The sequence below is a fragment of the Nonomuraea maritima genome (assembly GCF_900100395.1).
Taxonomy (GTDB): Bacteria; Actinomycetota; Actinomycetes; order Streptosporangiales; family Streptosporangiaceae; genus Nonomuraea; species Nonomuraea maritima.
Genome location: NZ_FNFB01000005.1, coordinates 75,070 through 94,221, shown reverse-complemented (window position 1 = coordinate 94,221; position 19,152 = coordinate 75,070). Strand labels below are relative to the sequence as shown.

The 19,152-nt window shown below is 69.2% G+C and carries 24 protein-coding genes and 1 tRNA gene; 12 read left to right on the top strand and 13 right to left on the bottom strand.

What is annotated here, in order from left to right; translation table 11 throughout:
* Positions 1-80: 80 nt before the first annotated feature.
* Together BLR04_RS11170 and BLR04_RS11165 are read left to right on the top strand one after the other, a co-directional pair.
* A complete protein-coding gene (locus BLR04_RS11170) occupies positions 81-425 on the top strand; it encodes a hypothetical protein (protein ID WP_245740178.1) in 345 nt (114 codons plus the stop codon).
* Between the two features lies 1 nt (position 426).
* Positions 427-1,275, top strand: coding sequence for a universal stress protein (locus BLR04_RS11165; protein ID WP_090762473.1), 849 nt, complete (start codon positions 427-429; stop codon positions 1,273-1,275).
* A 31-nt stretch (positions 1,276-1,306) separates the two neighbouring features.
* On the opposite strand, the gene BLR04_RS11160 is transcribed toward BLR04_RS11165, so the two are convergent.
* Complete coding sequence (locus BLR04_RS11160) at positions 1,307-1,693, bottom strand: response regulator transcription factor (RefSeq protein ID WP_090762976.1); 387 nt, start codon at positions 1,691-1,693, stop codon at positions 1,307-1,309.
* 116 nt (positions 1,694-1,809) lie between these two features.
* Here BLR04_RS11160 and BLR04_RS11155 point away from each other — a divergent pair.
* The 5 genes from BLR04_RS11155 (at position 1,810) to BLR04_RS11135 (ending at position 5,576) form a co-directional block, all read left to right on the top strand.
* Positions 1,810-1,881 (top strand) — tRNA-Arg (locus BLR04_RS11155).
* Positions 1,882-2,342: 461 nt separating this feature from the next.
* Positions 2,343-2,894 (top strand): ArsR/SmtB family transcription factor, encoded by a 552-nt coding sequence (locus BLR04_RS11150; RefSeq protein ID WP_090762471.1) that lies wholly within the window; start codon positions 2,343-2,345, stop codon positions 2,892-2,894.
* Between the two features lie 188 nt (positions 2,895-3,082).
* Complete coding sequence (locus tag BLR04_RS11145; protein ID WP_090762469.1) at positions 3,083-4,384, top strand: MFS transporter; 1,302 nt, start codon at positions 3,083-3,085, stop codon at positions 4,382-4,384.
* A gap of 400 nt (positions 4,385-4,784) precedes the next feature.
* Positions 4,785-5,054, top strand: coding sequence for a hypothetical protein (locus tag BLR04_RS11140; RefSeq protein WP_090762467.1), 270 nt, complete (start codon positions 4,785-4,787; stop codon positions 5,052-5,054).
* A 63-nt stretch (positions 5,055-5,117) separates the two neighbouring features.
* The gene (locus BLR04_RS11135) at positions 5,118-5,576 is read left to right on the top strand and encodes a hypothetical protein (protein WP_143022012.1); all 459 of its coding nucleotides are present in this window, start codon (positions 5,118-5,120) and stop codon (positions 5,574-5,576) included.
* Positions 5,577-5,624: 48 nt separating this feature from the next.
* Here the strand turns inward: BLR04_RS11135 and BLR04_RS11130 are convergent, their stop codons facing one another.
* The 3 genes from BLR04_RS11130 to BLR04_RS11120 all read right to left on the bottom strand — a co-directional run bounded on the left by BLR04_RS11130 (position 5,625) and on the right by BLR04_RS11120 (position 8,587).
* Positions 5,625-6,668: an MDR family NADP-dependent oxidoreductase gene (locus tag BLR04_RS11130; RefSeq protein ID WP_218128824.1), complete on the bottom strand. Its 1,044-nt coding sequence runs from the start codon at positions 6,666-6,668 to the stop codon at positions 5,625-5,627.
* 38 nt (positions 6,669-6,706) lie between these two features.
* Entirely contained in the window at positions 6,707-7,450 is a 744-nt protein-coding gene (locus tag BLR04_RS11125) for an SDR family oxidoreductase (protein WP_090762970.1), read from the bottom strand.
* Positions 7,451-7,516: 66 nt separating this feature from the next.
* Entirely contained in the window at positions 7,517-8,587 is a 1,071-nt protein-coding gene (locus tag BLR04_RS11120) for an aldo/keto reductase (RefSeq protein WP_090762463.1), read from the bottom strand.
* Between the two features lie 117 nt (positions 8,588-8,704).
* On the opposite strand from BLR04_RS11120, the gene BLR04_RS11115 reads away from it, so the two are divergent.
* Entirely contained in the window at positions 8,705-9,538 is an 834-nt protein-coding gene (locus tag BLR04_RS11115) for a helix-turn-helix transcriptional regulator (RefSeq protein ID WP_090762461.1), read from the top strand.
* 28 nt (positions 9,539-9,566) lie between these two features.
* Here BLR04_RS11115 and BLR04_RS11110 read toward each other — a convergent pair whose 3' ends face one another.
* Positions 9,567-10,337 carry an SDR family oxidoreductase gene (locus tag BLR04_RS11110; RefSeq protein ID WP_090762459.1) on the bottom strand — a complete coding sequence of 257 codons (771 nt, stop codon included), beginning with the start codon at positions 10,335-10,337 and terminating at the stop codon, positions 9,567-9,569.
* Positions 10,338-10,409: 72 nt separating this feature from the next.
* Here BLR04_RS11110 and BLR04_RS11105 point away from each other — a divergent pair, with 72 nt between their 5' ends.
* Positions 10,410-11,285 carry a sigma-70 family RNA polymerase sigma factor gene (locus BLR04_RS11105; RefSeq protein ID WP_245740177.1) on the top strand — a complete coding sequence of 292 codons (876 nt, stop codon included), beginning with the start codon at positions 10,410-10,412 and terminating at the stop codon, positions 11,283-11,285.
* A 176-nt stretch (positions 11,286-11,461) separates the two neighbouring features.
* Here the strand turns inward: BLR04_RS11105 and BLR04_RS11100 are convergent, their stop codons facing one another.
* The 7 genes from BLR04_RS11100 to BLR04_RS11075 form a co-directional block, all read right to left on the bottom strand.
* Positions 11,462-11,965 carry a hypothetical protein gene (locus BLR04_RS11100; protein ID WP_090762458.1) on the bottom strand — a complete coding sequence of 168 codons (504 nt, stop codon included), beginning with the start codon at positions 11,963-11,965 and terminating at the stop codon, positions 11,462-11,464.
* A gap of 40 nt (positions 11,966-12,005) precedes the next feature.
* Entirely contained in the window at positions 12,006-12,536 is a 531-nt protein-coding gene (locus BLR04_RS11095; protein WP_090762456.1) for a MauE/DoxX family redox-associated membrane protein, read from the bottom strand.
* Positions 12,537-13,019, bottom strand: a complete 483-nt coding sequence (locus tag BLR04_RS11090; RefSeq protein ID WP_090762455.1) for a hypothetical protein — start codon at positions 13,017-13,019, stop codon at positions 12,537-12,539.
* A gap of 72 nt (positions 13,020-13,091) precedes the next feature.
* Complete coding sequence (locus tag BLR04_RS40535) at positions 13,092-13,265, bottom strand: hypothetical protein (protein WP_176903029.1); 174 nt, start codon at positions 13,263-13,265, stop codon at positions 13,092-13,094.
* Complete coding sequence (locus BLR04_RS11085) at positions 13,250-13,747, bottom strand: hypothetical protein (RefSeq protein WP_090762453.1); 498 nt, start codon at positions 13,745-13,747, stop codon at positions 13,250-13,252. Before BLR04_RS11085 ends, BLR04_RS40535 begins: the two co-directional genes overlap by 16 nt.
* A complete protein-coding gene (locus BLR04_RS11080; protein ID WP_090762452.1) occupies positions 13,744-14,250 on the bottom strand; it encodes a thioredoxin domain-containing protein in 507 nt (168 codons plus the stop codon). Before BLR04_RS11080 ends, BLR04_RS11085 begins: the two co-directional genes overlap by 4 nt.
* A gap of 4 nt (positions 14,251-14,254) precedes the next feature.
* On the bottom strand, positions 14,255-14,932 hold the full coding sequence (locus BLR04_RS11075; protein WP_143022011.1) for a hypothetical protein: 678 nt from the start codon (positions 14,930-14,932) through the stop codon (positions 14,255-14,257).
* Between the two features lie 281 nt (positions 14,933-15,213).
* Between BLR04_RS11075 and BLR04_RS11070 the strand changes: the two genes are divergently transcribed.
* Entirely contained in the window at positions 15,214-16,572 is a 1,359-nt protein-coding gene (locus BLR04_RS11070; RefSeq protein WP_218128823.1) for a M20/M25/M40 family metallo-hydrolase, read from the top strand.
* Positions 16,573-16,757: 185 nt separating this feature from the next.
* Here BLR04_RS11070 and BLR04_RS11065 read toward each other — a convergent pair whose 3' ends face one another.
* Positions 16,758-17,420 (bottom strand): MBL fold metallo-hydrolase, encoded by a 663-nt coding sequence (locus BLR04_RS11065; RefSeq protein ID WP_245740176.1) that lies wholly within the window; start codon positions 17,418-17,420, stop codon positions 16,758-16,760.
* A gap of 139 nt (positions 17,421-17,559) precedes the next feature.
* On the opposite strand from BLR04_RS11065, the gene BLR04_RS42290 reads away from it, so the two are divergent.
* The gene (locus BLR04_RS42290; protein ID WP_281191386.1) at positions 17,560-18,012 is read left to right on the top strand and encodes a LysR family transcriptional regulator; all 453 of its coding nucleotides are present in this window, start codon (positions 17,560-17,562) and stop codon (positions 18,010-18,012) included.
* A gap of 151 nt (positions 18,013-18,163) precedes the next feature.
* Positions 18,164-18,856: a TetR/AcrR family transcriptional regulator gene (locus tag BLR04_RS11055; protein WP_090762443.1), complete on the top strand. Its 693-nt coding sequence runs from the start codon at positions 18,164-18,166 to the stop codon at positions 18,854-18,856.
* Positions 18,857-19,152: the final 296 nt, after the last annotated feature.

Below are 19,152 nucleotides of genomic sequence, written 5' to 3'. Positions count from 1 at the left end.
CGTGAAACATGCACTTTTGTGGGGCGGGAGGTTTGGCCGGTGCTCCCGGCGGTACGGACCCCTTCGGGGGGACTATGAAAATGATCGTGGCTGTTGCCGGGTTCGTGGCACTGGCCGCCGCCGGCGCCACCGCCGCGGGGGGCGGCGGCGGAGGAGAGCGGCGCGAGGTCAGCCAGGAGCAGTACGACATCCTGATCAACCAATGCCGATACGCCGGCATCGGACCTGCGAAGTGCCGCGCGGCCGTCAAGCAGCACTACCGCGTCGGCGCCATCGACAAGACGCTCGACTGCCGGGTGTACTCCGGTGTCGCCGTCTGCGGCAAACTCCGACTCAGCAAGGCCGAACGCCGCTGCGTCCGCGAATCCGTCGCCAAGGGCCTCTCCAGCCGCCGCGCCGAGGTGGAGTGCTACTCGGAGGTCTGACGTGATCATCGTGGGCGTCGACGGGTCCCGTACCGGCCTCGAGGCCACCGGATGGGCCGCCACCGAGGCGAAACTGCGCAGGGCGCCGCTCACCGTGGCGTACGCCGTACCGAAGTGGCTGTGCGAGAACGAGGCCGACCACTATCCCGAGATCTCGCGGTGGATGCGCGACTCCGCGCGCACCGTGCTCGCCACGGCCGAGGACCGCGCCCGCCGCGAATGGCCGCAGGTCGCCGTCGAGAGCGTGCTGCTGCCCGGCGACCCTCGTACCGCCCTGGTCGAGGCGTCGGAGCAGGCCGAACTCCTCGTCGTCGGCAACCGCGGCGTCGGCGGCGTGCGCGGCCTGCTCGTCGGCTCGGTCGCGCACGGCATCGCCACACACGCCCGTACGGACGTCGTCCTGGTCCACCACCGGCCGACCGCTCAGCACGGCGAGGTCGTGACCGGGACCGACGGTTCACCGCACGCCGAACGAGCCGTCGACTTCGCCTTCCGCGAGGCCGAGCTGCGAAGCGCGCGGCTGCGGGTCGTGTACGCCTTCGCCTGGCCCCGGTCGACCGGCTTCGAACCCGCCGACCGCGACAGCGAGCGGGAAGCTCTCGACATGCTGAACGAACGCCTGTCGGACCACCGCGAACGCCACCCCACCGTGGACGTGGTCACCGAGGTCGTGCACGGCCACCCCCTGGAGGTCCTCCGCGAGGCCGCCGCCGCGGCCGACCTCTTGGTGGTCGGCTCACGCGGCCACGGTCAGGTGGCAGGCATGCTCCTGGGCTCCATCAGCCAAGGCCTCCTCCACCACGCCCCCTGCCCCCTCGCCATAATGCGTGGCACCGACCATTCGCCGTAGGCCGCCCGACGCCGTCAGGACCGAGCTGTGGTCAGCCGCGGGGGGTCGCGGCCAGGTCGCGGACCACCTGGATCAGCTCGGCGGGGTCGAACGGCTTGGTGAGATAGGCGTCGACCCCGATCTCCCAGCCCCGCCTCTTGTCGTCGTCCTGCGCGCGGGCCGTGATGAGCACGACCTTGATGTGCCGGGTCGCCTCGCCCGTACGCAGCCGCTCCGCCGTCGTCCACCCGTCGAGGCACGGCATCATCACGTCGAGCGTGACGACGTCCGGCATGACGTCGAGTACGCGATCGAGGCAGTCCTGCCCGTCGGTCGCGGTGACGACCTCGAACCCCTCAAGGTTCAGGTTGACCGCGATGAGCTGCCGGATGACCTCGTCGTCGTCCACGACCAGTACTTTCCCAAGAACCTCGCCCACGCCCGCCAAGCTAACCCCCAACGCCCTGGCTACGTGCGGTTTCACACGAAGTGTTCGCCGACCTTTATCCGGTGCGGAGTGGTGCCGAAATACTGGTAGCCTTGGTCACGCATCGAGCCCCCTTAGCTCAGGGGATAGAGCACCGGCCTCCGGAGCCGGGTGCGTAGGTTCGAATCCTACAGGGGGCACTCGATCCCGATCAGCGGCTACGCCCGCTGACCAGGGCGAACATCGTACGAACGGGCGGGTCTCCAGTCTCACGGAGCCCCGCCCGTTCTCGTTGCAGCCGCACGTTGCGAGCCAGTTGTCGATCAAGCTTCCGTCCATGCCTCCTGCAACTCGACGGGGGCCATGTCACCCGTGCCCCACAGTGCGATGGATTGTCGGCACAGGCCAGATCCCGTATCGCCCAGGTACCGGCCGGGCCGATCTTCGACACCTTTCCCGCCCAGCCCTCGCAGGTCCCGAGCTTTGCCATGGCGATGTTGTCGCCATGGGACCGGGCCCGAACTCCCCGCGATCGGACTGATGATCCGACCTGCAGGCGGGGAGCGGCCGTGCCAGGGCTTGCGAGGGCGGGCGAGGCGGGGGGCGTACGGGACGGGAACCGACTTGCGTAATGGTCAAGAATCATTGACCATTGGGGGCCATGCCTGAAAGCGATCTTCCTGAGACGTTTCATGTCACTACTGAGGAGCAGCTGCGTGCTGTCTCCAACCTCACGCGGCACCGGATCATGGCCGTGCTGCGCTTCGAGCCCGCGACGATCACGCAGATCGCCGCGCGGGTGGGCCTCGCGAAGGGGAGTTCCAGCTATCACGTGCGGCTGCTCGAACGGGCCGGCCTCGTGAAGGTGGTGCGGACGCGGAAGGTGCGAGGGGTCACCGAGCGGTACTACGCGATGGCCGCGCGGTCGATCGAGCTGCCGGATCCGGGGCCGGGGCAGCCGGACGTGCTGATGCGGAATGCGGTGGCGGACCTGGAGGAGTCACCTGCCGACAGCGTGCGGCACGTGAAGATGGCGCATCTGCGGCTCACCGACGCGCAGTTCGCGGAGCTGGGAGCGCGGCTGAACGCGCTGGCGGATGAGTACCGGGCGCTGTCCGACCCGTCGCTGCCGGACGTGTCGCTGGTCTTCGCGCTGTTCCGGCCCGCTCAGCGCCGCCAGGAAGAGCAGGAAGAGGAGGGGGACGCCAAGTGACTTCCTCGAACACGCCGCCCTCGGCCTCGGGCACGACACCCTCGGACCCGAGCACACCTCACTCGGTCTCAAACACACCTCACTCGGAGTCGAGCACACCTCACTCGGTCTCAAGCACGACACCCTCGGACCCAAGCACGACGCCTCCGGTGAAGAAGCCGGTCCCTCGCGGCGGCGGGTTATCGGCAATGCGTGTGGCGAAGCTGCCGCCGGGGTTCGGGCGGTTGTGGACCGCTCAGACGGTGTCCTCGTTCGGTGACGGGGTGATGCATGCCGCGCTGCCGCTGCTGGCCTTGACCCTGACCCGGGATCCGATGGCGCTGGCCGTCGTCACGGCCGCCGGGACGCTGCCGTGGCTGCTGTTCGGGGTGCTCGGCGGTGCTCTGGTCGACCGCTGGGACCGTCGCCGCACGATGTGGATCACCGACGTGGCACGTGCGGTGCTGCTCACGGTCCTGGCCGCCGCGGCCTGGTTCGACGTGCTCGGCGTCCCCCTGCTGGCGGCCGTCGCCTTCCTGCTCTCCCTCGGCGGGCTGTTCTTCGACACGGCCGCCACGGCGTACCTGCCGGATCTGCTCGGCCGCGAACCCGCGCTTCTGCAGCGCGCGAACGCCCGGCTGCGCGGCGCGCAGACCGCCGCGTCCGGCTTCGCGGGGCCACCCGCGGGCAGCGCCCTGCTCGCGCTCGGGCGAGCGGTTCCGCTGCTCGCCGACGCGGTGTCGTTCGTGGTCTCCGCGTTCCTCGTACGGTCGCTGCCCGCCGGGCCGCAGCCTGTCGCGGACGCTCGCGAGTCCTTGCTCCGCCAGGCACGGGCCGGGGCCGCGTACGTCTTCCGTGATCGATTGCTGCTCGGCCTCGCGCTGCGGCCGGCGGTCGGGAACGTCGCCTTCCTCGCCGTGGAAACCGTCCTGGCTCTCTTCGCCCATGAACGTCTGGGCATCGGCACCTTCGGTTTCGGCCTGCTCCTCACCGCGGAGGCCGCCGGTGGCCTGGCCGGCGCGGGTGTCGCGTCCTTCCTCGGCCGACGGCTCGGCACAGGCACCGCGCTGACCTGCACGGCCACCGTGGAGGGCCTTGCCGTCCTGGGGCTCGCCACGGCTCCTGATCCGTACGTGGCTGGGCTCGCGCTCGCCGTCTGCGGAGCGGGGATGGGCGCCACGATGGTGCTCGGCCCCTCTCTCCGGCAGGCGATCGTCCCGGCGCACCTGATGGGCCGGGTCGCCTCCACGTCCCGCATGCTCGCCATGTGCGCCGCCCCGTTCGGCGCGTTCCTCGGCGGCTGGCTGGCCACCACCTCCGACATCCGCACCCCGATCTACGCCGCCGGTTGCCTCCTCCTGACCATGACCGCCGTCACGGCCACCATGACGACCAACCGCCGCGTCGAGGCGGCACTCGCCAAGGCCGCCACGACCAGCGAACCAGGCCGTCCTGAAGCCCAGGGAGGGGCACCCGACGTGCGGCGGCCCACCGAGGTCCCGGCGCGCTGACCTGCCCGCCGAAGCACGGCTGCGGTCGCCGACGCCGGCAACCGCGTGGTTGCCGCCCAAGCCCCTGCGCGGACGTGCGTGCAACACTCTTTTCGCCGATGAATACCCCTGGGCGCGCAAGAATTATTACGCCAGTAATCGCGAGTGGCTTATCGTCCGGACTGCTGATCGTTTCCACGTGGAGTCGCAGGTCAGGCCCAGATTCATGCCGGTGGATCAGATCACGTTTTCGCTACGAAGGCACCTGAGCGGATTGCAGGCTGCAAACTCTCCACATACCGTGCGTGCACGGTCATGATGATCGTTATCGGTGGTTGCGCCGGGTGCGTGGCCCAGGGATGGACGCCCTCTGATGGCGATCCCATGCGTACCGGCAAAAACGATCGTGGAGAGGCCACTCATGGACGATGACAGGAAGCGTGTCACAATCGGTCAATACGTCCTCCTGCTCGTGGTGGCGGCGCTGTTCTTCGGGCTGGCCACGGTGGGGGTCGAGGCGCTCGCACCCGTCGAGCTCCCGCCCTCCACCGCACTGGGGTGGCTCGGCACGATCATCGCTGTCGTGCTGGCCGCTTTCGCCTTCTCCCTGTCGGCTTTTCTCAACGCCTCTCCCGAGAAACTGTTCGAGCTGTTCCGCAGGTCCCGCGACGGGCTTTCCCAAAAGCCGTGACGAAAAGACATATGGTCTTATGCGAGATTCTGGGGCGCCTTTCTTCTCCTGACGACGGTCACCATGGGAGTGTTACTCGCCTATGAGCCGCCAAGGCCTGCGGCGCCGGTGGCCGTCGGTGGGCTGGATCTGGCGAAATACTGCTCCTCGTACGACTTCAACAGCAATGACGTCAAGTCCTGCTCCCGAGCGGTCGACCTCACAGAGGCGTGCAACTGGCAGAAACAAAGGGACGATCTGGAGGGCGTGTACAAGTCAGCGGACCTGCACAGCGGTATCTGCCTGGACCCGAAGGGGAAGGACGTCGGCGGGATCGACGACATGCTGGGCTTCTGTCGTCAGAAGTTCAAGAGGACGCTTGACGTCAGAGCCTCGGACGCGGACGGCAAGGACTGGCGATGTGTCATGGACATCGACAAGGACGTCGTCTGCATCTGGCAGTACAGCGACAAGAGTCTCACCGCCGTCCAGGAGAACGGCTTGTGGGTCTGCCGCCGCCCCGCTGACGCCGCATCCCCATAGACGACGGACCTGCTGCCGGCGTTCCCCGGTGGTTTCCTCGCGGCTCACCTATGCGGCGAGCCTCACGATGACGTTGCCGCGGTGTACGCCGGCGAGGAGCTCGTCCTGCGCGGTGATGACGCGCTGGAGGGTGCCTTCGAGCAGGGTGTGCGCGAACGTGATCCGGCCTTCGTCGTACCACTGGGCATAGTGGGTGTTCCATGCCTCGACCTGGTCGGGGGTGTGCCTGGTGGTGAAGGGGCGGATCTGCACCTCGTGGACCAGCGCGGTCATGATGTCGAGGCGGGGGTGCCCGCCGTCGCCGCCGTTGACCTGCCCGGCGAGGGTGCCGCACAGCGCGAAGCGGGCGCCGGACGCCGTGTGCCGGAGTGCTGCTTCGAACTGGGAGCCGCCGATGGTGTCGAAGAAGGCGGTGATCCCGTCGGGGGCGAGCTCGGTGAGCCGGTCGTCGAGGTCGTCGTTGCGATAGTCGATGGCGGCATCGAGGCCGAGCTCCTCGACGAGGTAGCGGGTCTTGTCAGGCCCGCCGGCAATGCCGATGACGTACGCGGCGCCACGTGCCTTGGCGATCTGCGCGGCCATCGACCCGACGCCGCCGGCGGCTCCACTGACCAGGACGACGTCACCGTCGCCGACGCCGGCGATGTCGACGATGCCGTGGTAGGCGGGCACGCCCTGGTTGAGCAGGTACTCGGGACCGGGGAAGACGCTGCCGGGCACGGGGTACGCCTCGCCCGGCCCCAGGATGCTCTCCTCGCGCCAGCCCGAGGTGTGCAGCACGACGGTTCCCACCGGCAGGCCGTCGGCGCGTGACTCGACGACCGTGCCGATCGCGGTGCCGTGCATCGGCTCGCCGACCCGGAAGACGGGCACCGGGATCTGCGTGGTCTCGAACATCAGGTCGCCGCTCGCCGCGATCACCTGTTGGTACAGGTTGCGCACCCTCACCTGGCCGGCGGCCGGCTCCTGCGGGGGAAGCGTGACCACCTCGAGCAGTGAGCTGGGCGGCTGAGCCAGATCCGTACGATGCTCGCGCAGGACGACGGCACGTGTTCCCTGGACGGTCATGATGAAGGCCTCTCGGTCGGTCATGGACGGGCCTGAGCCCATGGCAGAGCAGCATGGCGAGCTCAGAGCTGGGTTTCGCCGCCGTCCACGGCAAGCTCGACACCAGTGGTGTACGTGGCGTCGAAGGCGAGGAACGCGGCCGCCACGGCGAACTCCTCGACGGTGCCATAACGCCCCATGGGGTTGCTCGCGATCCGCTCCGCCCTGAACCGGTCGGCGGCCTCCACGGACATCATCGTTTCCAGGATCCCCGAGTCGATGGGACCCGGGCTGATCGCATTGACACGAATTCCTCGCGGAAGCAGTTCGGCGGAGAAGGTGCGGGCCATCGAGCGCAACGCCGCTTTGCCGGCCGCATAGACACTGGTGTCCACCATGCCGATGACGTTCGCGATCGAGGTGGTGAGGACGACGCCGGCGTTCGCGCTCAGCAGTGGGGCGAGCTTCTGCACAGTGAAGAAGGCGCCCTTGACGTTGATCGCGAACAGTTCGTCGTACACCTCCTCGGTCGTCGAATCGAGGGGCGTGAGGGGCGCGATGCCGGCGTTGACGAACAGAGCGTCGATCGAGCCGAGCTCGCTCTTCACATGGCCGACGAGCGTATCCAGGTCGGACAACGAGGCCACATCGCCCCGGACGGCCACGGCATTCTCACCGAGCCGCTTCCGCGCCGCGTCGAGCGTGGCTTGAGAACGGCCGGTGATCACCACGCGGGCTCCGCCTCGCACCAGCAGCTCCGCCACTGCGAGCCCCATGCCGCTGCTGCCACCCGTGATCACCGCATTCTTGTCGCTGTACTTACCCATGCCGAGGTTGCTCCGTCCCATCAGCAAACGTGGCGATATATCTGGTTTTTGCCGTCGTGACGTGCATCAGCGGCGATTTTCGATCTTCATGTGGCCTGTGGTGACCGTGCGGATGTGGTCACTGGCGAGCAGGCTGTGCGGAATGCCGGGGTCGATGGCGCTGACCTCGTCGAGGCGGGCCAGCTGGGAAGGAGTGAGGTCGACCTGCAGGGCGCCCAGGTTGTCCTCCAGCTGCGCGACAGTGCGGGCGCCGATGATGGGTGCCGTCACGCCCGGGGCCTTCATGGTCCAGGCCAGTGCGACCTGGGCGGGTGTGCGGCCCAGCTCCGAGGCCACCTCCTTCACCACGTCAGCGATGGCAAGGGTACGTTCGGTGACCATTCCGAGGGCGGCGTTGAGGCTCCTGCGGCTGCCGGCGGTCTCGCCGGCGACGGGGCCCGTCGGGTTCAGGTCCTCGCGACCGTACTTGCCGGTGAGCACTCCGCCGCCCAGCGGGGAGAAGGAGACCACGCCCAGTCCCATCTCGCGTGCCATGGGGATCAGGTCACGCTCCCCGGTACGCTCGATCAGGCTGTACTCGATCTCCAGTGCCACCAGCGGCGACCAGCCGCGCAGGTCGGCGATCGTCTGCATGCGCGACACCTGCCAGGCCGGGGCGCTGGAGATCGCCACGTACAGAACCTTGCCCTGCCTCACCAGGTCGTCCAGGCCGCGCAGGATCTCCTCCACCGGCGTCCTGAAGTCCCAGACGTTCAGATAGAGCAGATCGATGTAGTCCGTGCTCAGCTGCCGCAGACTGGCTTCCACCGACGCCAGCATGCTCTTGCGGTGCGTACCCCCGGAATTGGGGTCACCGGGCCGGCGCAGCGTCGAATACTTCGTCGCCAGCACGAGTCCGTCGCGGTCGGTGCGGGTGAACTCGCCCAGAAGCCGCTCGGAACTGCCGTTGGTGTAGGTGCTGGCGGTGTCGAAGAAGTTACCGCCGAGCTCGGTGTAACGGTCGAACAGCCTGCGCGCCTCCTCGCGCCCGGCGCCCCAGCCCCACTCGGTGCCGAAGGTCGCCGTGCCCAGCGCCAGCGGTGAGACCCGCAACCCGGAGCGGCCCAGCAGCCGGTAGGTGTCCAGGGTCAGCGACATCGTGTCCTCCTGTGCTCGTGATCCGACGTCGACCACCAGCCTGCGACCGCCGGCAGCAGGGCGTAAGGGAAGACACTTCCTGGGAACACCACTCCTACCCAGCGTGTTGGAAAGGCAATGACGACCGGCTTCGTGGACCCGGCCCATGAACTGGCTGCGTTCCTGCGCACCCGACGCGAGCGCCTCGACCCGCGTGACGTCGGGCTGCCCGTGCGCCGGCAGGCCCGGCGCACCCCTGGACTGCGCCGCGAAGAGGTCGCCGAACTGGCCGGGATCAGCATCGACTACCTTGTGCGGCTGGAACAGGCCCGCCCGCTGCGGCCCTCGGCCGACGTGGTCGAAGCGCTGGCCCGCGCCCTACGCCTGGCCCCCGACGAACGCACCTACCTCTACGACCTCACGCGGCAACGCCCCCGCACCACCGCCAAGCCCTCCACCACGGTGGCACCGCCGCTGGCCCGGCTGGTCACTGACCTGTCCCCGCTGCCGGCCATGGTGCTGAACCACCGCTACGACATCCTGGCCTGGAATCCCGAAATGGCGAGGCTGCTGATCGACTTCGACACCCTGCCGCCCCATCAGCGCAACTCGATGTGGCTGTGTCTGGTCCATCCGGAAACACGCGAGTACTACGTCGACCGCGAACGCGTCGTGCGGGAAGGAATCGCCTACCTTCGCGCCGCGTGGGCCGCGCATCCGAAGGACCCGGTGCTGAACGAACTCATCTCCCAGTGCATCACGCACAACGAGCAGTTCGCACGCTTGTGGGCCCGGCGCGACGTCAAGATCAACGGCCGCGGCCACAAGGTGCTACGGCATCCCGACGCCGGAGAAATCGCCGTGCACTTCGAAGTGCTCATGCCACTTCAAGACCCCGACCAGCGGCTGATGATCTGCCGCGCCGCGGACGACGACAGCCAGGCGGCAATGGACCGGCTGCGCACACGGTGATGATGCTGACCCGCCTCTCCTCACCGAACTATGCAAGGTGGGTGAGCCGGGCGGTCAGGAACTCCTCCCAGGTGTCGCTGCCGGTGGGCGTGGCTGCGGAGAGGTTGGCGCCTGAGCGGTAGGCCTTGCCGATCTTGCCGGGGACGTGGATGGGGAGGCGCATCCGGCGCTTGCCCACCGACGCCAGGTAGCTGCGCTGGAGTTCCTCCAACGTGTAGACGCGGGGGCCGGCCAGGTCGGGGACGCGGCCCGCGGGCGCGCCCAGGGTCAGTTCGGCCAGGCGGGCTGCCACCTCGCGCGTGGCGACCGGCTGCCAGCGAACCCCGCCAGGCGCCGGCAGGATCGGCGCCTTCGCCATGGCCCGTACCGTCCGCAGCGCGAACTCGTGGAACTGCGCGGCGCGCAGCACCGTGTACGGGATGCCCGAGCCGGCGATGATCCGCTCCGCCTCAGCCTTCCGGGCGAAGTAGCCGATCGGTACGGCGTCCGCCCCGATGACCGAGATGTACACCAGGTGTCGCACCGTGCCCGCCCGCTGGGCGGCCCGGACCAGGTTCCGGGTGCCGACGTCGTCGCCCTTGGGCCCTCCTGCGAGGTGGAGCACGGTCCGCACCCCGGTGAGCGCCTCGTCGAGGCCGTCCCCGGTCAGCAGGTCGACGGCCACGTGCTCGACACCGCCGCCCGCGTCCCTGGCGTGCCGGCTCAGCACCCGGACCCGATGCCCGGCCTGCCTGAGCAGCGGAACCACGTGCGAACCGAGCAGCCCGGTGCCGCCGGTGACCAGGATGGTGGAGGACATCTCGTGATCTCCCTCTTGTAGATTTGCGGATCGACGCGCCTACGACCCGTCCCGGCTCAGGAATGTGACATCGTGCTTCAGGATTCTTCGCCGCTCGACACGTTCGAGTCGGAGCGGCCGCGGCTGCGGGCGCTGGCCTACCGGATGCTCGGCTCCGGCGCCGAGGCGGACGACGCGGTCCAGGAGACGTGGTTGCGGTACGACCGGACGGACCTGTCAGAGGTGCAGAACCTGGCCGCCTGGCTCACGACGGTGGTCAGCCGCGTCTGCCTCAACCTCCTGCGGGCCCGGCAGGCCCGGCACGAGGAGTCGTTGGAGAGCTTCACCGCTGACTGGCTCGGCGCGGCCGACGACGACCGGATCCCGCAGGAGGAGGCCGAGCTGGCCGACTCTGTCGGGCTCGCGATGCTGGTCGTGCTCGACCGGCTGAGCCCGGCGGAGCGGATCGCGTTCGTCCTGCACGACATGTTCGACGTGGCCTTCGACGACATCGCGCACATGATGGAGCGCAGCCCCGCCGCCGTGCGGCAACTCGCGAGCCGGGCCCGCGCCAAGGTACGGGGCACCACGACGCGGCCCGCTGATGCGGCCCATCGGCGTCACGCGGTCGAGGCTTACCTGGCGGCGACGCGGACCGGCGACTTCGCGGCGCTGCTGACCCTGCTCGATCCCGAGATCGAACTGCGCGCCGACGCGTCGGTCACCGGTGCCGGCCGACCCCTCACCCTGCACGGCGCCCTGGCCGTCGCCAGAAGCGCCCTGTCGGCGGCTCCTCGCGCCAACTTCACCGTCCTGGCCCTGGTCGACGGGAGCCCGGCCCTGGTCATGGCGCCGCTCGGCAGGCTGTCGCTGGTCATCCGGTTCGTCTTCGACGGGACCGCCATCTCCTCGATCGACATCATCGCCGACCCGGAACGCCTCCACACCCTCGAGATCACCCTGGTCTGACGGCACCACTCCGCCTTTTTCGACTCGCCGCACTTCGGTGGGCGTAGGGAAGGGTGCCCGTACGGCGGTGGTATCTCGCCGTACTTCGGGAGCGTAAGGAAAGGGGTGCTCGCGGCCGGCCGGTCCTTCCGGCGGACGTCAGCGAGCGGATGACCGCCCCTCCCCCGTCGACGCGGCTAGGACGGGATGGTGTCCAGGTGGGTGCGCGCGATTTCCGCGAACCGTTGGAGTTCCTTCTCGGAGTGGGTGCCGGCGATCACGGTGAACCTGTTCTTCGACATCGCGGCCACCTCCACCTCGCCGTCGTGGCGCGCGACGTTCTTGGGCCCGACCGTCGAGGTGACGGTGCCGACCGCTCCGCATTCCGCGTAGAAGTACTTGAAGGCGTCCATGGCGTCCACGCCACTCACCACGATCTGCGTCATCGTGGTGCCGTCCGCCGCCGTGAAGGACCGCCACCAGGTGGGGCTCTCCGTCGGAGCGATCACCCGCTTCCCGCAGGGCACCAGGTTCGCGTCCAGATCCCCCCAGGTGCCGTACGAGGTGCCCGTGACCGTCCAGGTACGGCCGTCCGCCAGCTGGCTCGGCTTCAGCAGGAGCGGAGACTCGTCGGCCTTCACCTGGTCTGTTCCGCAGGCGACGCAGAACAGCGCGATGAGCGTCACGATCGTACGGTTCACGACTGATGATCCTCTCTCGGGCCTTCGTCCGTCACATGGATTACCGCCCGAGGGCCGAGAAGGTTCTGCGGACGTCGGCCATCTTGTCGGCGACGATCAGCAGGCCCGCCACGAAGGCGGCGAGACCGCAGGCGAGCAGCCGGGTGCCCGTCTCGGCCGGTACCGGCGGCCATCCCATGGCGAGCGGAGCCGTGGCCAGTGCCAGCAGCGCGGCCCGGCCGACCTTCGTGGGCGAGACCGGGCTGGTCTCGTCCAGACATCCGCAGGGCACCCTGCCCCTGCGCCGCAGCAGGACGGCCAGATAGACGGCCAGTGCCAGGTACCAGAGCGCCACGGCCGCGGCGGCGAACCGCAACAGCCGGGCCTCTCCGAGAAGCCAGCCGGCCAGTACGGCGGCGCCGGCCAGACCCTCGGCGGGCCCGGCCAGCGGCGCGAGCCGTAGCAGGAAACGGGGAAGCAGGTCGTGGTCCCTGATCATCTTGGTCAGGTCGCCGCGGCGCAGCGCTGCGATCACCAGCAGCACGGCGCCGGTCAGGGCGAAACAGGCAGGCAGAGTGTCGAAGACGGTCATCTATGTCCAGTGGAGTGCGAGAGCCAGCAGGAACCCGATGGCGCACAGCCGTCCCACCCAGGCCGTCGAGGCGAGCAGCCTCGTGTCCCACTGGCGCGGGTCGCCGCTGAGCGCGCGGGCGAGCGGCATGAGCGTCCTGCCCACGCCGAAGCCCAGCCCGGCCAGCAGGCCCGGTCCGAGCCCTCCGGCCAGCACGACGACCACGACGAGCAGCTGGGGCAGCGCGGTCGGGGTGAAGGTACGCACGCCCGTGCCCATCTCGAAGCCGAACTGCAGCGGCCCGGAGAAGTCAGCACGAGGGATGACGTCCTGGGGCACGAGTCTGCGGTTCTGCGGCAGCGACAGCGGCCGTCCGGCCAGCTCGAAGAGCATGATGACGGCGGTGATCGGGGCGAGTGCCCAGAGCCGCACCGCTTCCGGGATGATCGAGGCCAGCCCGCCGAGCGTCCCTGTGATGATGCCGGCCAGCAGCGCGCCGATCATGAGTCCGGCGGAGAAGACCGGTAACTTGCCTCGCCAGACCGACGAGGTCAGCAGATCCGCTGAGTTGAGGCTTCAAACGGAGCCGGACAGTGAGAACCCGGCCGTCACCCCCATCAGCGTCCAGGCGAGCAGGGCGAACGACGGGGTCCAGAACTGGTGGGCGGCCATCACCAGGGCCGCGCTCAACGTGACGCCGAGCGCGACCCGTACGGGGGCGAAGCTGTTGTTCATCAGGGGTTGGACCACGAGCAGATGTAGAAGGTCGTGCCACCGCAGACGGCGACGTACCCGTCGGCGCACCGGTAGGGGGTGCCACTGTGCGTCCAGCGCCAGGCGTTCCTGTTGGCCAGGCTGCCCGCTCCGCACATCTGAACGGCGTAGCTGTTCCAACAGGTGCCGGAGCCGCGCAGGAACCAGCCGTCGGCGCCGCAGTAGCTCCTGGAGTAGGGGGCGCCCACGCAGACCTTGGTGTTGTTGTCGTAACCGGCAGCGTTGTTGTAGCCGGCGCAGTTGGTGTACTCGGTGCCCACTGCCGCCTGGGCGGCGTTGTTCCTGCCCGGTAGGGCGGACAGCACGTTCAGGGCCAGGGCTCCGCCGAGCGCGCCCGCGGTCTTGAAGATGGTCCGGCGGGACGGCACCGACCACGTCAGGCTGCGGCGCCTGCCGTTGTCCGGTTCGTCCTCCACCGAGGGCACGTCGGCCCAGTATCGGTCGACATCGACTGTCATGCGCTCAACCTCTCTGCGGAGTCGACGGCGAGGAGGGCGTCGAGGTCGTCGTCGGAACCGACGACTCTGCGCCACTCCTCCCTGCCGTCGGCGGAGTACTTGACCAGCGTCGGGGTCGCGCCGACGGCGACCGTGCCGACGAGAGCGGCGTCGATGACGGGCAGCACCTGGCTGTCGGCCACCCACTCGGCGCAACGCTCGGCGGATGCCAGCAGCACGGCGTGCCAGGACAGGTCCGGTCCCGCCACGGCGGCAAGGCGGTGGGCTCGGTCACGGCAGTTGGGGCAGTGCTCCGACACGACCAGGACGAAGGTCGGCGCACCGTCGTCCGAGCCGAACCTGTCCACCGCCCTGACGGTCGGCGCCGCCGGCACGGCCGCCTGCGCTCGCAGCAGCTTGGCCTGCAACTCGCGGACCATGTTCAGCATCGCGGCGAAGGCGAAGAGCAACAGCACCGTGCCCAGGAAGGACAGCACCGCCAGCGAGTCGAGGAAGGCTCTCATCGCGTCAGCCCAGCCTGCACGAGATGGACTCGACGACGTTGATGAAACGCGTGTCGTCCGGGCGGGCGGCGACCACGGTCGTCGCGGTGCTGTCATTGACCATGAAGACCGAGCGGGTCTGCACGGCGCCGGCCGAGTCGCGCTCGTCGACGCGCCACATCGAGCCGCCCCGCACGCGCCTGCCCGCGGAGCGCGGGATCGTCTCCGAGGCTTCCTCGACCGGCTTGACCTGGACGCTGCAGACCTGGTCGATGGTGTTGACCGCCAGCAGGTTGCCGAGCGTCATGCCCGATCCCGCCCGGGGCAACATGGTGAGCCCCTCAGGTTTGTCCTGGATGTCGAACAGAGCCAGGATGTCCATGAAGGCTTCGAACGGGACGCCCGTGCCGGCGAAGAAGGTGGAGACCTCGTTGTGTGGTCCGACCCACACCATGTTGGTGCCGCTCTGCGGATCTTCGAGTGACAGCAGCCGGCCACCGTTCCACTGAGCTTCACGGACGGTGTACTTGGACCACTCGCCCATCTGCTTGGAGACGACCTCGGCGGCCCCCGCCGGTGTGACCTGGAACCTGGTACCGCCCTTGGGGCCGTGCGCCCACAAGAGGTAGGCCCAGCCGCCGATGAAGGGCTGGGGATTTCCGTCGACCGTGAGACTTCGACCGTTGGGTGCACGCACTTGCATCGGGTGGCCTTTCGCGCGGTGGGGGAGGGCGCGCCGAATAGGTCTGATGGCGCGTTGAACTGGCAGAAAGGTGTGAGTGCCCGGCGCCGATACCGAAAATCATGAAGATCGAACGGAATATCTCACGCTGCTGACAAGCGGTCAAGATCTGATCGGCGAACCGGAAAGCGGCAGTACCTGGGCTCCCAATGATGCGGCAGTATGACTGCATGAATCACGAAAGACTTCGCGAATCCATCAGTGACTCCTGGACGAAGGACGTGCTCCCCAGCCTTTCCGGCTTGGTCGAGATTCCCGCCGTGTCGCCGGCCTACGACGCGCAGTGGGAGGAGCACGGGCACCTGCGGGCGGCCGTCGAGCACGTGCGGGCCTGGGTGACGGCGCGGGACCTCCCCGGGGCGCGGTGCGAAGTGGTGCAGCTCGACGGCCGCGCCCCGCTCCTCTTGGTGGACGTGCCCGCGACCTCGGGCGCGGCGTCGGACGGCACCGTCCTGCTCTATGGGCACCTGGACAAGCAGCCCCCGCTCGGCGACTGGTCGGAGGGCCTCGGCCCGTGGCAGCCGGTGATCCGGGACGGCCGGCTGTACGGCCGCGGCTCGGCCGATGACGGGTATTCCGGTTACGCCGCCCTCACCGCGCTGGAAGCCGTACGCGCGTCCGGCGGCGAGCACGCGCGGGCGGTGATCCTGCTGGAGACGGGCGAGGAGTCGGGCAGCCCCGACCTGCCCGCGTACCTCGACCACCTGGGCGACCGGCTCGGCGAGGTGGCGCTGGTGGTCTGCCTGGACGGAGGCGGCGGCGACTACGAGCGTCTGTGGCTGACCTCCAGCCTGCGCGGCGGGGTGCAGGCGACCGTCACGGTCCGCGTCCTCGAACACGGCGTGCACTCCGGGCTCGGCAGTGGCATCGTGCCGAGCTCGTTCCGGATCATGCGTCAGCTGCTCGACCGCGTCGAGGACCCGGAGACCGGCGAGGTGAAGGTGCCCGAGATGGTGGTGCCGATCCCCGAGGAGCGGCGCGCGGAGGCCGCGGAACTCGCCGCGCGGCACCCCGGCGTCGCCGTGCCGCCGCTCCCGCTGGCGCCGGGCATGCGGCGGGTGGTGGACGACGAGGCCGAGCTCATCCTCAACAACACCTGGCGGCCGACTCTGTCGATCACCGGCGCCGCCGGACTCCCCGACCCCGCGGTGGCGGGCGCGGTGCTGCGCGCCTCGACCTCGCTGCGGCTGAGCTTCCGCCTCCCCCCGACCGTCGACGCCGAGGTGGCGCGGGCCGCGCTGGAGAAGATCCTCACGTCGGACGTGCCGTACGGGGCGCAGGTCGAGGTCACTGACTTCATGGCCCTGAACGGCTTCTACGCGCCGGCGCCGTCGCCCTGGCTGGCCTCGGCCCTGGAGCAGATCGGTGACCGGGTGTTCGGCAAGCCGTGCCAGAGCATGGGTATCGGTGGCGGCATCCCGTTCATGGAGCTGCTCGGCAGGCGCTACCCGGACGCGCAGTTCGTCGTCACCGGGGCGCTCGGGAGCGACTCGAACGCGCACGTGCCGGACGAGTGGCTGAACATCCCCTTCGCCGTCCAGGTCACGGAGGCGGTCGCCCACCTGCTCGACGCGCACGCGCGGTCCGCGTCCCACGGATGACGCGCGTCAGCCGCGCAGGATGATCTTCATGAGCGGTTCCTGGGCGCGCAGCGGCAGGTAGTGGTCAGCCGCGGCCACGATCTCCAGGCGCGCACCGGGAACCACCTCGGCGAGCCGGCGGGCGATCGCCCCGCGGGCCGTCGCCGGGGACGGGGACGTACTCGATCGTCATGTGACCGATTCGGTCACAGGAGGGCCGCTGCCGCCGCGGTGAGGGTGGTGTGGGCGTCGGGGACGGGGTCGCCGTGACCGACGCAGGCCAGGGACGCGTCGATGGCCGCCAGTCTGCGGAAGGAGCGCAGCGTCTCCGCCCGGTCGACGTTGAAGACGCCGGGCATGACCTGCCCCGCGGCGTGCGCGACGGTGTCTCCGGTGAAGAGCACGCCGGCATGGGGCAGGTGGAGGGCGATGCTGCCGTCGGTGTGGCCGGGGGTGTGGATCACCCGTGCGCCGCCGCCGAGGTCGATGACGTCGCCGTCCTCCAGTTCGCGGTCGACGCGGCAGGGAGGTGCCGGTGGGAGCAGGTGGGCGCCGAGCGCGTGGTGCAGGGCGCGCTCCTCGTCCGTGAGGAGCGGCGGAGGAGCTGACCGTTCACCACGGATCACCGGTGCATCCAACCGGTGGGCCATCACGGTGACGTCCCCCCATCCGCTGACCTCGGCCGCCCCGCCACAGTGATCCTCATGAAAATGGGTGAGCACCACGCGTTCGACGTCACTTCGGCGAAAGCCCAGAACCCCGACGGCGGCCGCGATTTCACCGCCGGACGTGGCGATGCCACTGTCGATGAGGGTGAGCGCGCCCGCGTCGTTCCACAGGTACGCCTGGCCGAATTCGAGCAGGAGCACATGTAGCTCTGGACGTATTTCTACTGTTTGCATGGAAACTCCTCTCCGCGGGAGTCAGTCAACACGCGGCAGAAGAACGACGTCCAACAACTGTTCGCCTTGGATTGACAACCAGCGGTTTTCAATCCACGCTCGCGGCGTGGAGGCCACCATCGAGGGCATGCGCGCGTTCGTCGTCACCGCCGAGGAGTTGCACTTCGGGCGGGCCGCCGAGCGGCTGTTCGTCAGCCAGCAGGCGCTGTCGAAGCGGATCCGCCGGCTGGAGCAGACGTTGGCCGCACCACTGTTCGAACGGACCACTCGTACCGTGGAGTTGACGGATGCGGGGCGGCGGTTGCTGCCTCACGCCGTCGAGGCGGTGTCCGCGTTCGACCGGGCGGTGCGGTCGGGCCGGGCAGTGGATGAACCCCTACGGGTGGACGTGTACGACGAGCGCCGTCTGGCACCCGCGCAACCAGCGCCCCCGGCTCCGCACGCTGTTGCAACGGCTGCCGACGCCCACGCTCCCTTCGCCGTCCGACCCGCGGGTGTGGATCCCGGAAACCGATCAGCGATCCTTGCTGCGCTGAACAGCGGGTACGCGGACCGGTAGCGGAGTATCCAGTCCTGTTCCGGCACCGAGTGACGGCGAGAGCCGCGGGCGACCGGAGCCGCCGCTCGGCGTCCGTTCCATCGTTACAATATCCACGTAACGTGGATAGCATAGCTTCGTAAGGTCGGGTCGATCTTGGGAAGTGCGGGCGATGGACACTCGGGAACGGATGCTGCGTGCGGCGGCGGCCATGCTCGCCGTCGGCGGCCGGGACGCCGTCTCGACGCGTGCGGTCAGCGCGGCCGCGGGTGTCACCGCACCGACCCTGTACCGCCTGTTCGGCGACAAGGAGGGCCTGCTCGACGCCGTCGCCGCCCACGGCTTCCGGCGGTACCTCGCCGACAAACAGACGGTGACGACCGACGATCCCGTCACCGACCTGCGCGGCACCTGGCATCTGCACGTGAACTTCGGCCTGTCGAACCCGGCCGTCTACACGTTGATGTTCGGCGGCACGCCCTCCCCGGAAGGCGGCCGCGCGGGCCGGGAGGCGCTCGGCCTGCTGCGGCGGATCGTCTCCCGCGTCGCGGCGTCCGGACGGCTGCGCGTCAGCGTGGACCAGGCGACGCAGCTCTTCTACGCGACGGGCGTGGGCGTCACGCTGACGCTGATCGCGACCCCGCCCGCCGAGCGCGACCCGCAGCTCGCCACGACCGCGCTCGACCACCTGGTGCGCGCGGCCACGACCGACGCCGAACCCGCCGCACGAATCCCCGAGGTCGCCCTCAGGGCGGCCGCCTTACGCGAGGCCCTCCGCCAGGACGGCGCGATCGGGGACGTGCTGACCAGCGCGGAGCACGCCCTGCTCGGCGACTGGCTCGACCGGCTGCAGCCCGCCGAGTGACACGCACGGATCTCGCGGCAAGAGCGAAGTCCGGCCCCTTCGAACCCGGGTTGGTGACCCCTGTCTGGAGCCGCTCCGCGGGTTGACCGAATATCGGGCTCAGCGCATTCTTTTTCTTGTTCCAGGATTGGCTCGAGTACGGTTCTCGCCTTTTCGTCGTGTGCGTGCGGCACGCTCGCGAATTGTTCAGGCGGATCGGCGAGTCCTACGGAGGCCCGGGGGCGGGCCATTCACATACAGGGGGATATTCATGACACATCTGCTGCATTCCCAGGAATCGGTGGAGCAGTTGGCCG